Annotated in this window: 11 protein-coding genes, 2 tRNA genes and 1 other RNA gene; 11 read left to right on the top strand and 3 right to left on the bottom strand. The window is 38.8% G+C overall.

The window, feature by feature from the left end; translation table 11 throughout:
• Window positions 1-10: 10 nt before the first annotated feature.
• The 11 genes from obgE to V4519_04305 all read left to right on the top strand — a co-directional run bounded on the left by obgE (window position 11) and on the right by V4519_04305 (window position 10,169).
• Window positions 11-985 carry a GTPase ObgE gene (gene obgE, locus V4519_04355; protein MES2437211.1) on the top strand — a complete coding sequence of 325 codons (975 nt, stop codon included), beginning with the start codon at window positions 11-13 and terminating at the stop codon, window positions 983-985.
• Window positions 986-1,003: 18 nt separating this feature from the next.
• Window positions 1,004-2,428, top strand: a complete 1,425-nt coding sequence (gene gatB, locus V4519_04350; protein ID MES2437210.1) for an Asp-tRNA(Asn)/Glu-tRNA(Gln) amidotransferase subunit GatB — start codon at window positions 1,004-1,006, stop codon at window positions 2,426-2,428.
• Window positions 2,429-2,467: 39 nt separating this feature from the next.
• Window positions 2,468-2,767: RNase P RNA component class A (gene rnpB, locus V4519_04345), an RNA gene on the top strand.
• Window positions 2,768-2,869: 102 nt separating this feature from the next.
• Window positions 2,870-5,275, top strand: a complete 2,406-nt coding sequence (locus V4519_04340; GenBank protein MES2437209.1) for a tetratricopeptide repeat protein — start codon at window positions 2,870-2,872, stop codon at window positions 5,273-5,275.
• Window positions 5,276-5,287: 12 nt separating this feature from the next.
• On the top strand, window positions 5,288-6,961 hold the full coding sequence (gene murJ, locus V4519_04335; protein MES2437208.1) for a murein biosynthesis integral membrane protein MurJ: 1,674 nt from the start codon (window positions 5,288-5,290) through the stop codon (window positions 6,959-6,961).
• Window positions 6,962-7,002: 41 nt separating this feature from the next.
• Window positions 7,003-8,814, top strand: coding sequence for a translation elongation factor 4 (gene lepA / locus V4519_04330; GenBank protein ID MES2437207.1), 1,812 nt, complete (start codon window positions 7,003-7,005; stop codon window positions 8,812-8,814).
• Window positions 8,815-8,961: 147 nt separating this feature from the next.
• The gene (locus tag V4519_04325; GenBank protein MES2437206.1) at window positions 8,962-9,336 is read left to right on the top strand and encodes a septum formation initiator family protein; all 375 of its coding nucleotides are present in this window, start codon (window positions 8,962-8,964) and stop codon (window positions 9,334-9,336) included.
• Window positions 9,337-9,412: 76 nt separating this feature from the next.
• The gene (locus V4519_04320) at window positions 9,413-9,655 is read left to right on the top strand and encodes a glutaredoxin family protein (protein ID MES2437205.1); all 243 of its coding nucleotides are present in this window, start codon (window positions 9,413-9,415) and stop codon (window positions 9,653-9,655) included.
• A 76-nt stretch (window positions 9,656-9,731) separates the two neighbouring features.
• Window positions 9,732-9,803 (top strand) — tRNA-Arg (locus V4519_04315).
• Between the two features lie 30 nt (window positions 9,804-9,833).
• Window positions 9,834-10,082 (top strand): hypothetical protein, encoded by a 249-nt coding sequence (locus tag V4519_04310; protein MES2437204.1) that lies wholly within the window; start codon window positions 9,834-9,836, stop codon window positions 10,080-10,082.
• An 11-nt stretch (window positions 10,083-10,093) separates the two neighbouring features.
• A tRNA-Phe gene (locus V4519_04305) sits at window positions 10,094-10,169 on the top strand.
• 49 nt (window positions 10,170-10,218) lie between these two features.
• Here V4519_04305 and V4519_04300 read toward each other — a convergent pair.
• Genes V4519_04300 through V4519_04290 form a run of 3 tightly spaced genes read right to left on the bottom strand, consistent with a single transcriptional unit; the run spans window position 10,219 to window position 13,567 of the window.
• Window positions 10,219-10,740, bottom strand: a complete 522-nt coding sequence (locus tag V4519_04300; protein MES2437203.1) for an Hsp20/alpha crystallin family protein — start codon at window positions 10,738-10,740, stop codon at window positions 10,219-10,221.
• 6 nt (window positions 10,741-10,746) lie between these two features.
• Window positions 10,747-11,430: a PrsW family glutamic-type intramembrane protease gene (locus tag V4519_04295; protein MES2437202.1), complete on the bottom strand. Its 684-nt coding sequence runs from the start codon at window positions 11,428-11,430 to the stop codon at window positions 10,747-10,749.
• 1 nt (window position 11,431) lies between these two features.
• Complete coding sequence (locus V4519_04290; GenBank protein MES2437201.1) at window positions 11,432-13,567, bottom strand: valine--tRNA ligase; 2,136 nt, start codon at window positions 13,565-13,567, stop codon at window positions 11,432-11,434.
• Window positions 13,568-13,573: the final 6 nt, after the last annotated feature.

Raw genomic sequence — 13,573 nt, 5'->3', positions numbered from 1 at the left:
CTACACTATTATGGCCGCATTAATTGATGAATTAGAGTTTTACGCCAAAGCTGGTCGTGGAGGCGACGGTGTTGTTCGTTGGCTTCATGAAAAGTCAAAAGAGTTTTCAGGTGCATCAGGAGGCAACGGAGGAAAAGGAGGGGATGTTTACATTCGAGCTGTTCGAGATATTCAGCTCCTTTCAAAACATAAGCACACAAAAGAATTTTTGGCAGAACGAGGGGAAGCGGGACAGAAAAATAGTCGTCATGGCAAAAACGGAGAAGCTCTCTACATTGATTTACCACTAGGTTCTATTGTTAAAAATCTTGATAACGGCAAAGTATTTAATCTCCTTAAAGAGGGTCAGGAAATTTTGGTATTAAAGGGAGGGCGTGGAGGTTTGGGTAACGAACATTTTAAAGCTTCTACCAACACATCACCTACAGAATGGACTCCAGGTAAAGATGGAGAAGATGCTCATTTCTTTATAGAGCTTGAGCTCGTTGCAGATGCCGGACTTGTTGGTCAGCCAAACGCTGGTAAATCAAGTCTACTCAATGAATTGACCAATGCTCGATCTAAGGTGGGTAACTACGCTTTCACAACGCTTGATCCAGCTCTTGGAAATATGGAAGGATTTATTCTTGCTGATATTCCAGGACTTATTGAAGGTGCCTCAGAAGGTAAGGGACTTGGCGTGAAGTTTTTGCGACATATTAAGCGCACGAAGATGCTCTTTCATTGCGTGTCATTGGAAAACGAAGATATTATAGAGATCTATACAACCGTACGAAAAGAGCTGGAAAAATTCAGTAAAGATTTGGCAGATAAGCCAGAGCTTATTATTCTCACAAAGACTGACACTGTGGATGAGAAAACACTTAAAGCAAAGATCAAAGAGATTTCAAAACTAAATAAAAATGTACTGACAGTGACTGCGTATGATGATGCTGTTGTTAAATCACTCAAAGATGATCTTGTGAAGATTTTGAGAGGTGTATAAATATGTTAGGATGAGTCTATGAAGACCTACACCGCCACAATTGGGCTTGAAATCCACGCTGAGCTCGCTACTGCGACAAAGATGTTCTGTAACTCAAAGAACGATCCAGATGAAAAGCGACCTAACGTAAATATTTGTCCTGTATGTATGGGACATCCAGGAACATTACCTGTTATCAATAAGCAGGCAGTTAAGAATGTATTAAAAGTGGGATTGGCACTTGGTGGTGACTTGGCTGACTTTACTGAATTTGATCGAAAGAATTATTTTTATCCAGATATTCCAAAGGGGTATCAAATATCTCAGTATAAGTATCCACTCGTTTCTGGAGGATCACTTAAGGGATTCAAAATTACGCGAGTCCATTTAGAAGAAGATACAGGAACATCACAGCATGAAACTGGTGATTATTCTCTGGTGAATTACAACCGAGCAGGTGTGCCATTGATGGAGCTTGTAACCGAACCAGTAATTCACTCAGGTGAAGAGGCTGTTGCTTTTGCAAAAGAATTACAATTGCTTCTAAGATATCTAGGTGTTGCAGAAGCAAACATGGAAAAAGGCGAAATGCGTGTGGAAGCAAACATTTCTATCTCTGATGATCCTACAAAATTTGGTACAAAAGTTGAAGTCAAAAATCTCAACTCTTTTAGAACTGTAGAGAAAGCTATCAACTATGAAATAGCTCGACATCAAGAAGTATTGGAAAGTGGAGGAACAATTGTGCAGGAAACTCGTGGCTGGAATGAAGCAAAGCAGAGTACGTATTCGCAGCGCCAGAAAGAAGATTCTCATGATTACCGATATTTCCCAGATCCCGATCTACCAAAGCTAAAAATCAGTGAAATTCCTGAATTTGCTAAAGCAGAACTTCAGAAAGAACTTGGTGAATTACCATGGGATAAGCGAACTCGCTATCAAAAAGAATTTGAACTTCGAGATGATGATATTGAAGTGTACATTACTCAACCAGAATGGGGAGTTTATTTTGAATCGCTCATAAAGCATCTAAACGCAGATAAAAAGCTAATTAAGCTTGCCTCAAACTATATTAGTTCTGATCTTTTAGGAATGGTTCGTAAAGAACCGGAGTTCTGGGCACAAAAACCGATTGCTGAAAACGATTTTGCTGAACTCATAAAAATGGTTGGTGAAAATAAAGTGAACTCACGTGTGGCAAAAGATTTGCTTGCGCTCATGTATAAAGAGGGTGGATCTCCAATGGCAATTGCTGAAAAGAATGATTTGCTTCAGAAAAACGATGAGGGTGCACTAAAAGCAATTATGCAAAAACTTGTAGATGACAATCCAAAAGTGGTTGCTGATTATAAAGCTGGAAAAGAAGCTGCACTTATGTTTTTTGTAGGACAGGGAATGAAAGCAACAAAGGGTTCTGCAAATCCTGAACTTTTGAAGGGAGTAGTAAAAGGAATCATTGGATAAGATCCTTGATTTTCTCTGTAAATATGCTATAATACTGGTATCTTGCATTAGATAATCGCGCTTCATCGCAAGGTGAGGTGAGGAAAGTCCGAACACTTGCTTGAAAGAGCAGTAGGGTAGCGGGTAACGCCCGTCGTAGCTTGTATGCGAGCTACCGAGATGCGAACAGTGACGAATCCCTTTAGTGGGAGTGAAACGGCTAAATTCTTACCTAGGTGCAAGGCCGAGCCCACGAAGCCGCAAGGTTGAGTTGGGAGTGCCGCTTGAGCTCACTCGTAAGGGTGGGCCCAGATAAATGATTATCCACGACAGAATTCGGCTTATCGATGCAAGGCATACACATCAGAAACCACATGTTAATAGCATGTGGTTTCTGCTTATTATGCACACTTATGCGTTGCTGTTGAGGCATACATTGCTCTATAATAGAGAAACATCTATATGGAAAATCATACACACTCACCAAAAGAACTTTTGGCTGACAAAATCGCGCATTGGTCAATATTATTAGTAATTTTTCTGGCACCAATATTTTTTATTCCTTCTGTGTATGTGCCGTTTCAGTTCTCAAAAGTAGCACTTCTTTTTATTGGAATTGTTGTAAGTGTGTGTGTATGTACTATTGCTCGTTTGAAAGATGGAATTATTAAAGCTCCTACTCATCCATTATTTATTTCTCTTGCAGTTGTGCCAGTTGCATATGCAGTATCTGCATTATTATCTCCAGCAAAAACCGTCTCACTCATAGGACAGGGATTTGAAATAGGTAGCTTACTATTTATTGCAGCTCTCGTATTCTTTGCACTTGCTGTTTCATATTTCTTTAGCACAAAGCAAAAGGTTGTATACTCATACTTTGCGTTTATTGCCACAATTCCAGTTGTGGCGCTCTTTCAGTTTATCCGTCTATTATTTGGACCTAATATACTCACATTAAGTGCATTTGCAGGCCCTACATCGACATTGCTTGGAGGATGGAATGACTTGGGGATCTATTTTGGTCTAGCTGCGCTCTTTTCATTCATTACACTTGAACTATTAAAACTTGAAAAGTGGATGAAAATAGTAATTGGAACAATACTTGGAATTTCACTATTTTTCTTGAGTGTGATTAGTTTCAGTGTTGTTTGGTACATCCTTGCTGGCTTTGCTCTTATTTTCTTTGTATATAACTTCTCATTCAATCGTGCGCATATGCATGCTGAGTCGCCACTACAGTCTGATGACTCAAAGCGAACTGTACCTGTTGTATCTCTTATTGTATTAATAATCTCAGTGTTTTTTATTCTCCTCCAAGGAAACTTATATCGATCACTACCTATATTTAACCGATTGGTAGTTGATAATGTAGAAGTACGACCTTCATTACAAGCTACATGGGAGATTGCAAAACAGACTCTCAAACGTGATCCATTGTTTGGAGCTGGCCCAAATCGATTTTCAGCAGAGTGGCTTACCTCAAAACCTGATGTCATAAACAGTACTGTATTTTGGGGAACTGATTTCAATTACGGCATAGGTCTTATCCCTACGTTTCTTGTTACAACTGGAATTATAGGGTTTCTTTCGTGGATAGTATTTCTCGTGCTGTTTCTCTACATGGGCTTTAAAGCGCTGTTTACTCGAACTGTAGATATATTCTCACGATTTATTCTTGTTTCATCATTTATTCTCTCACTGTATTTGTGGATCTTCCTGTTCTTCTATGTTCCATCGGCTCCCTTACTTATTCTCACGTTCTTTTTCACTGGAGTATTTATGGCATCTCTCGTTGAAGCGGGACTTGTAAAAACACGAGCCTTCAATTTTGTAAAAGATCCACGAACAAGTTTTGCATCGGTACTTGTGTTTATTGTTCTAATTATTGGACTTATTATTTCTACCTATGCAGTAGGTCGCCGATTTATTGCATCAGTGTATTACAATAAGGCCCTCGTAGAAGCAAATATAAATGCCAATGTTGAAGCTTCTGAGCAAAATTTGGTACGTGCGCTTCAGCTTAGTGATAACGATCTCTACTACCGAACTCTTACTGACCTCAATCTCATTAAAATAAATATACTTCTTTCACGTAAAGATATTTCTCAGGAGGTTATGCAAAATCAGTTTAGAGCGCATCTCGCTGGAGCTCAAGGTGCAGCACAAAGTGCAGTAAATAATGATCCAAGTAATTATCAAAACTGGTTGAGTTTGGGTAAAGTATATGAATCTGTTGTTCCTTTCAATATTGAAGGAGCATATGCAGAAGCTCAGAAAGCCTACATGGAAGCCAAGCGACTCAATCCCAAGAGTCCGTCAATCTTATTGGTTGTAGCTCGACTTGATGTTGCACAAAAGGATATTGCAAAAGCGAAAGCAGAAATTACTGAGGCTCTACGATTGAAGCCAGATTATACTGACGCAATATTCTTGCTCTCACAAATTCAGATTAATGAGGGAGATCTACCAAGCGCAATCAAATCTGTAGAAAATGCTGCATACTTGAATCCTACAAATTCAGGTGTATACTTCCAACTTGGGCTCTTACGATATGAGAATAAAGACTATACTGGTTCAGTAGGAGCATTTGAACAAGCAATTACGCTGACTCCAGATTATGCCAATGCAAAATACTTCTTAGGTCTTTCTTATAGTAAATTAGGAAAGAATCCTGAAGCTATCAAGCAATTCCAGGAGCTAAAGCAATCAAATCCTGATAACAAAGAAATAGATCTTATTCTTACAAATCTAACAGCAGCAAAGGATCCATTTGCCGGAGTACAACCTCCACTTGATAATGCTCCTGAAGATCGTTCACGACCACCGTTAAAAGATGATACAGCAGCTGAAGAAACAGAAGATCGATAGCACACATTATTGATGGTACGAAAAGTAATTAATTTTCTGAATAAAGAAATAGGCGGCCTCCATGAGGCTGCTTATTTGCTTGGATTTTTTGCCATCCTTTCGCAGATTCTTGCCTTAATTCGTGATAGATTATTGGCTCATTCTTTTGGAGCAGGGACAACGCTCGATCTTTACTATGCTGCATTTAGAATTCCTGACTTCTTGTTTGTATCGATAGCCTCAGTGGTTTCTATCTCTGTGCTTATTCCGTTTTTGATGGAACGATTGGATAAAGGAGAGAAAGAAGCAAAAGAATTTATTGATGCTATCTTTACAGTTTTCTTTTTTGTCATTGGTAGTGTTGCGATTGTTGCATTCATTCTCACTCCTTGGTTGTTAAGATTATTGTTCCCTGTGTTTACTGATGATTTTCCACTTTTGGTCACGATGACGCGGATTATGCTTTTGTCACCAATCTTTTTGGGGTTCTCAAATTTTCTAGCTAGTATTACCCAAATCTACAAACGCTTCTTTATCTATGCCTTAAGTCCAGTTGTTTATAACATTGGTATTATTGTCGGCATAGTATTCTTTTATCCATTATTTGGAGTTGCAGGGCTTGCATGGGGAGTGGGACTTGGAGCATTTCTTCACTTCTTTATTCAAGTACCGTTTGTGTATCAGAAAGCACTTTTCCCACGCTTAAACTTAGCTGCACAGTTTTCAATTATTAAAAAAGTAGTGATAGTTTCTTTACCTCGAACACTCACTATCTCTTCTAATGAAATTGCAAAACTCTTTTTGATTTCTATTGCCGCTACTGTAGGAGGTGGTGCAATTGCACTATTCAATTTTTCATGGAATCTTCAGTCCGTACCACTTTCTATTATTGGTGTGAGTTATTCTTTAGCGGCATTTCCAATTCTTGCTCGGCTTCATACCTCAGGCAATAGAGAGAAATTCTTAGAGCAGATGATTACCTCATCAAAACACATCATCTTTTGGTCGGTACCTATTATGGTTTTATTCATTGTGCTGCGAGCCCAGATTGTTCGAGTAATTTTGGGTTCAGGAAATTTTGATTGGTCTGATACACGGCTTACTGCAGCAGGGCTTGCTCTGTTTACACTTTCGCTTATTCCACAGGGTATCACACTGCTTTTTGTACGTGCGTTTTATTCGCGAGGTGATACTAAAAAGCCTCTCTTCATGAACTTCTTTTCAGCATTTCTTATAATTGCTTGTTCATATATGCTTATGAGAGTATTTAATGAAGTAAGCATTTTTAGATACTTCATTGAGACTATTTTGCGAGTTGAAGATATTCCAGGCTCTGCTGTGCTTATGCTACCACTTGGATTTACCATTGGAGCTACTATCAATATGATATTGCACTGGATATCGTTTGAAAGGGAATTTAGAGGCTATTCAAAGGATGTTCTCCGCACGCTCTTTCAGTCATTAGGAGCAGCAATCATAATGGGAGCAGTAACTCACCAGTTTTTGAATGTGTTTGCTATAGTTTTTGATATTAATACCTTTGCGGGAATATTCTTCCAAGGATTTATATCTGGAATACTCGGAATATTTGTGGGAATTACACTTTTATTACTCCTTCGAAGCAAAGAATTAACCGATATTGCACTCACCCTCAAACGAAGAATCTGGAAGGCAAAAATCATTCCAACAGATACGATTCAATCTTAGAACTGGATATTTAAGCCATTTTACGCTATTATAGGCCCACTATGGATCTACAGAAGATACGCAACTTTTCTATTATTGCCCACATCGACCACGGTAAATCAACCTTGGCCGATCGAATGCTTGAAATCACCAATACTATCGAGAAGCGAAAAATGCAGGAACAAGTGCTCGATAGCATGGAGCTTGAACGTGAGCGAGGTATCACTATCAAGATGCAGCCTGTGCGAATGAAGTTTAAGCCTACGGGAAGTAACGAAGAGTACACGCTTAATCTTATCGATACCCCAGGTCATATCGACTTCTCATACGAAGTGTCACGTGCATTGAAAGCGGTAGAAGGATCTATCTTGCTTGTTGATGCAACTCAGGGTGTTCAGGCTCAAACACTTACCACACTTGGTATGGCTCGTGATTTGGGACTCAAAATTATTCCAGTGTTGTCAAAAATTGATTCTCCTTTGGCACGTACTGCAGATGTAAAAGAAGAAATTTCACGTGTACTCAATGTAAGTCCTGAAGAAATCTTGGAGTGTTCGGGAAAGACTGGCGAAGGTGTGCAGGCGCTTTTAGATGAGGTAATAAAAAGAGTACCACCGCCAAAACCAGAATATGTAGATACACTTGGCTGCCGAGCACTTGTGTTTGATTTTAAGTATTCTAATCACCGAGGAGTAATCGTGTATGTGCGAGTTATTGACGGAGGTATTAGAAAAAATGATGGCCTTGTTTTCACGATCGCTGATCGAAAATTTACAGCTCTTGAAGTTGGTATTTTTACTCCAGCAGAAACTCCACGAGAACTTTTAGGGGCAGGGGAAATTGGCTACATTGTTACGGGAATTAAAGAGCCAGGCGTGGCATCAGTGGGAGATACTATTTCATCACAAAAGCATCCATTACCTGCGCTTGGAGGATACATGAATCCACGACCTGTGGTATGGGCATCGCTCTATCCTGAAAGTCAGGATGATTTTCCCGAATTAAAACTTGCCCTTGGACGGCTCAAGCTTTCTGACTCTTCATTAACCTATGAAGAAGAAACTTCAGGAACATTGGGACGAGGATTCCGTTGTGGATTCTTGGGTATGCTTCACTTGGAAATCATTACCGAACGACTACGAAGAGAATTTGATCTTAATCTTATTGTTACATCTCCATCTATTACGTATGAAGTAAAGCTTCAGTCTGGTAAAGATGTGATTATTTATTCTCCAGTGTATTTTCCCGATGATAGTGAGATAGAACTTGTGCGTGAACCGTGGGTAGCAATGAAGATTATTGTGCCAGGAGATTACATTGGTCCTACTATGCAGCTTTTGTTTGAACACGAAGCAGAAATTGGCGAGACAGAAACATTTGGAGATGATCGAACAGCAATCAATTCTTTGATGCCATTGCGAGAACTTATGCGGGGATTCTTTGATGAAATGAAAAGTGTGTCTTCTGGCTATGCTTCTATTTCATACGAGATTACAGAAATGCGAGATGCCGATGTAACTAGACTAGATATTCTTGTTGCTGATGAAGTCGTAGCCGCATTCTCACGAGTAGTATCACGTCGACGAGTTGAAGAAGAAGCAATTAAAGCTGTTACTCGGCTCCATAGTGTCCTCCCACGTCAAATGTTTACTACTAAGATCCAAGGTAAGGCTTTGGGTAGAATTATCTCTTCTGAGACGCTTTCAGCCCTTAAAAAGGATGTTACCCAGCATATGTATGGAGGAGATATTACTCGAAAGATGAAACTTCGAGAAAAGCAGAAAAAGGGTAAGAAAAAGATGCTTGAACGTGGCCGGGGTAACGTAAATATTCCTCAAGATGTGTTCTTGAAGATGATGCGAAACGAAGACTAGTATTAGTAAATAGGGCTAATAAATAAGTCCGCTAGAAGCTACCAACATACTGAGAATAATCATTACGCAGATTACTACGGTGATTACATTGAGTATCTTTCTTTTTGTTTTGCTCACAATCATGTATAGCTATATACTATAGAGAAGATGCGGGAATTTCAAGAGCGTAAAAAATTTAAACACATACTCTACTCAAAAACCACGGTGATTGTAATGGCACTCATGGTGCTATTTTTTGCTCGTGCTGCCTGGGGTGTGTATCAAAAAGAACAAGAAAGTGCTGCAAATGTAGTACGTGCACGTGCAGAGATGCTTAAACTAAAAGATAGAGAGGATTTACTAAAAAGCGAGTTGTCGCGTCTTAATACTGAAGATGGAATTGAAGAAGAAATCCGCTCAAAATACGGAGTTACAAAGCCAGGGGAACAAATGATTATCATTGTAGATCAAACAACTCCTACAACCACAATAATGCAAGAACCAGAAGGCTGGTGGGACAAATTTAAGAATATTTTCAGATAATTTCGGTACAATAATAGATGTGGTTGCATGCAATAAACGACATGCTATAATTTAATACATAAGATAATACTTATATATGAAAAACGTAACAATATACTCAACATCAGTATGTAAATACTGCAATTTAGCAAAAGATTTCTTTAAGGAAAATAATATCAGTTATACAGAATACAATGTCGGAACTGATGCAGAAAAGCGAAAAGAAATGGTAGATAAAAGTGGGCAGATGGGAGTGCCGGTAATTGCAATTAATGATGATGTTGTTATCGGATTTAATGAACCAATTCTTCGACAGCTTCTCCTTGAACAAACAGCATAACTCTAAATTCGAAAGATTTAAAAAGGCCTGAGACAAAATTGTCTCAGGCCTTTTTTGCTGGTATAGTTCCGCTACAGCCCATGTAGTTCAATGGATAGAACAGTCCCGTCCTAAGGGATAGATGTAGGTTCGATTCCTACCACGGGCACTTGAATGTTAGCCATTTCATGCTATACTCTTGAAACCTATGTTACCGGAAGAGCGAGACATGTTAGAACGAGTGCTCCAGATTTCCGAGCAAAATAATCGTATTTTGCGAAAGATACATAGGGAAGCGGTAATTCGTAAGTTTACGCGGGTCATATACTTGATTGTAATTATTGCAATTGCATTGGTAACCTACTATTATATAAAGCCATACACAACAGATGTGCTGAAGGCTTTCAAAACAGTAGATGAGATCAAATCGATGTATGTGCCAGAGTAAGTAATCATTATGCCGAGGTAGCTCAGTTGGTAGAGCATATCCCTGAAGAGGATGGGGTCGGCGGTTCGAGCCCGCCCCTCGGCACCATATGTTTAGTAACAAAAACACCCTGTAGATCAGGGTGTTTTTGTTTGCTTTATGTATTTGATTTTACTCGCAATTTTGTCTGTCGTCGCTTATCTACCTTAGGAAGCTTGATAGTGAGGAGGCCATGTCGCTCTTGTGCATCTGCAGATTCCACATCAATTTCTTCAGGGAGAAGAACTGTTCGTGAGAATGATCCCCAGTAAAGCTCTCGATGGAAGTAATCATCTTCAGAAACTTCTCGTACTTCTTCTCGTTTACCCTTAATAGTTACCATATCTCGACTAATAGAAATATCTAAATCATCTGGACGCACTCCAGCCACAATAGTTTTGATAATAATATCATTTGCTGTCTGATACACATCAACAGTTAATTGTCCTTCTTCTGCTGATTCTTCAATCCAATCGTCTTGTTGTTCTAGTCTGTGCATAGTTTTTGGTTCAGGGGCAATATGTCGAACTCCAGGTTTGATAGGTGCTTCTTCAAAATCTAATTCATCATCATGATCGTGTCGGTCAATTTTCACTGTTCCGGTAAGTCGTTCAAAAAATGATCGTTTTTCTTTTGGCATATTAATTTAATCTATTGGTTTCTTAATTTGTTTTACCTTTTCAAACGAGAGGAGAAGTACAACCAGGGCTACCCATACTGTATAAAAAGCATATATTGCTTTATTTCCGTCGCTTCCTATTATAGACAAATTAAATGCGGTATGCAATGCAATAGCTCCGATTATCCCAGCTGCCATATACAATCGCTTACGAGATTCATCTGCATAGAATGTAAATGCCATAGCAACACCGATCATACTTGATGCTGTTATATGGAGTAGTGTTGCTCCTATAAATCTAAAGTTACCAGTGATAATTGCTTCCTGCACATTTCCTTCAAGTAATGGGTTCAACAAAAAGAGCATATTTTCAAGAGCGGCGAAACCGAGCGCTGCAGTAATTAGATACATTATGGCATCTATTGGCTCGTCATTATCACGACTCCGAAGTGCAAATATATATGCTGCAGCAAATTTTGCAATCTCTTCAATAAATGCCCATAAGACAATCATTGATGTTGTGTCACTTACATAATCTACTACAAGCTTTTCAAATGGAATAACAATAAGAACGACAACCATACCTGCACAGAAAACTTTTATGACTCTGCGTTTTGGTTCAGGATGTTTATCTTCATGGTCAAAAAACCACAGCCAAAAAAGTACTGGTAGGAGTCCACTAAAAAATGAAATAACAAATGCTGTGTACATATTAGACTGGCCAATCTTCGATCATTAACATAGTATCAGTATTTGGTAACATACTCCAGATCTCTTCAGTAACAAATGGCATAAAAGGATGAAGTGCTTTCACATTTATTTTTAGTAATCTAAGGAGTAGATTTTGTCGTGATGTTTTTGCAACAGCATCTTCACCAGCTAAGATTGGTTTTGATTCTTCGATTATTTTATCTGCCAATTCATCCCATATATAGTGATAGATTTTTTCTGCAGCCATGTAGAGGCGGTATTCTTCAAAGTCTTTTGTCACATCAGCTATTACAATGTTTAATGCATCAAGATGTGCTTGATCAATAGGTAAGAGTGCATCAGATGTTTCTTTTGGATCTGATGTGAGAATGAATCTAGTAATATTCCAAAGTTTATTTGCGAAGTTTTTATAACCCTTAACTTTACTCTCATCAAACTGAATATCATTACCAATAGCTGTACCTACCATAAGACCCATACGCAATGCATCAGCACCATACTTTGCAACCATGTCTAAAGGATCTACTCCGTTGTTGAGTGATTTACTAAATTTTCGTCCTTGCTTATCTCGAACTAATCCGTGAATAAGTACTGTCTTAAAGGGAACTTGATTGAGATGAAAACCACTCATCATAATCATTCGTGATACCCAGAGATTAAGAATTTCATAGGCAGGGGACATAAATGCCGTGGGATGAAATGTTTCCAGATCTTTAGTTTTTTCTGGCCAACCGAGAGTTGAGAATGTCCAAAGAGCAGAAGAGAACCATGTATCAAGTACATCTGCTTCTTGTTCCCAGCCATCTCCTTGAGGTGCTTCAAGTCCACAATAGATCTCTGAATTTTTATACCAAACTGGAATTCTATGTCCAAACCAAATTTGTCGAGAGATACACCAGTCGTGAAGATTATTTATCCAATGGAAGTATGATTTGCTAAATCGTTCTTGAGGCATTGAAACTTCACCACTTTCAACTGCTTTACGCATTATTTCCTTAAGCGTAGTTGTCTTTCCGTGTTGTGTAAATTCTTTATCAACACCAACCCACCATTGTTTCATGATTTGAGGTTCAATAGTTGCACCTGTTCGTTCTGATGTCGCTATATTGTGGACATAATCTTCTTCTTTAGTAACCAAACCTTTTGCTCGAAGCTTTTCGACAATTTTTTGTCGAGCTTCGGTAATTTTTATGCCACCAAATTCACCAATGGTTTCTGTTGTAAGTAGTTTTCCGTACTTATCAATAATCTGCTCTTTATCTAAATTGTGTCGTTCAGCGATTTCAAAGTCGACAGCACTATGCCAAGGAGTAATTGTCATAACTCCAGTACCAAATTCCATATCAATTGCAGTATCTTTGATAATAGTTGCTGTTATAGGCCCGTTGATCCACTCAAGATCTATTTTCTGTCCATGAATATAGTTTGCATAGCGAGTATCATCAGGATGCATCACTACATATTTGTCTCCAAACTTTGTTTCAGGTCGTGCGGTACCTATTTCAAAAGGTCCATACTTAAAATGATAGAATTTCGTTTTTTCTTCCTGATACACAATTTCATCATCTGAAATAGTTGTCTGGCCTTTTGGATCCCAGTTTACAATTCGTCCTCCTTGATAAATTAGTCCAGCATTGTACATGTTTACAAATGCAGTCATTACCGATTTGTTTCGCTTTTCATCAAGAGTATATGCATAGCGAGACCAATCAAGTGATGATCCCATTTTCCGTACCTGGCTTAAGATAGTGTTTTCACTTTGCTTGGCAAATTCATTAACTCTTTTTACTAGTTCTTCACGACCAAGATCATGACGAGATTTACCTTCGTCTTTTTGAATGTTTTTTTCCACTCGTGCTTGAGTCGCAATTGCAGCAGAGTCAGTACCAGGAATCCACAATGCTTTTTTACCTCGCATTCTCTGAAATCGAATTACTGCATCTTGAAGCGTGTCTTCATAGGCATGACCAATATGTAGCACTCCGGTTACGTTTGGAGGAGGGAGCACAACAGTAAATGTCTCCTTTCGATCACCTGGCAAATTATCGGGATTAAAATATCCTGAATCTTCCCATTTTTTATAAATTCGGTCCTCGGTTTCCTGAGGATTGTAGGGCTGTAAAAACTTGTCGTTCATAAAAGT

Source organism: Patescibacteria group bacterium (genome assembly GCA_040387855.1).
In the GTDB taxonomy this organism is placed as follows: domain Bacteria; phylum Patescibacteriota; class Minisyncoccia; order Phycocordibacterales; family JAKAEA01; genus JAZKCY01.
The sequence above is the reverse complement of the archived record's forward strand: the minus strand, read 5'-3'. Positions and strand labels throughout refer to the sequence as shown.

What these genes read in the sequence shown, in the direction of transcription:
- V4519_04295 (MES2437202.1), bottom strand. Translation starts at nt 11,430, where the DNA reads ATGTACACAGCATTTGTTATTTCATTTTTTAGTGGACTCCTACCAGTA.
- V4519_04290 (MES2437201.1), bottom strand. Translation starts at nt 13,567, where the DNA reads ATGAACGACAAGTTTTTACAGCCCTACAATCCTCAGGAAACCGAGGAC.
- gatB (MES2437210.1), top strand. Translation starts at nt 1,004, where the DNA reads ATGAAGACCTACACCGCCACAATTGGGCTTGAAATCCACGCTGAGCTC.
- obgE (MES2437211.1), top strand. Translation starts at nt 11, where the DNA reads ATGGCCGCATTAATTGATGAATTAGAGTTTTACGCCAAAGCTGGTCGT.
- V4519_04300 (MES2437203.1), bottom strand. Translation starts at nt 10,740, where the DNA reads ATGCCAAAAGAAAAACGATCATTTTTTGAACGACTTACCGGAACAGTG.
- V4519_04340 (MES2437209.1), top strand. Translation starts at nt 2,870, where the DNA reads ATGGAAAATCATACACACTCACCAAAAGAACTTTTGGCTGACAAAATC.
- V4519_04320 (MES2437205.1), top strand. Translation starts at nt 9,413, where the DNA reads ATGAAAAACGTAACAATATACTCAACATCAGTATGTAAATACTGCAAT.
- V4519_04325 (MES2437206.1), top strand. Translation starts at nt 8,962, where the DNA reads ATGCGGGAATTTCAAGAGCGTAAAAAATTTAAACACATACTCTACTCA.
- murJ (MES2437208.1), top strand. Translation starts at nt 5,288, where the DNA reads ATGGTACGAAAAGTAATTAATTTTCTGAATAAAGAAATAGGCGGCCTC.
- lepA (MES2437207.1), top strand. Translation starts at nt 7,003, where the DNA reads ATGGATCTACAGAAGATACGCAACTTTTCTATTATTGCCCACATCGAC.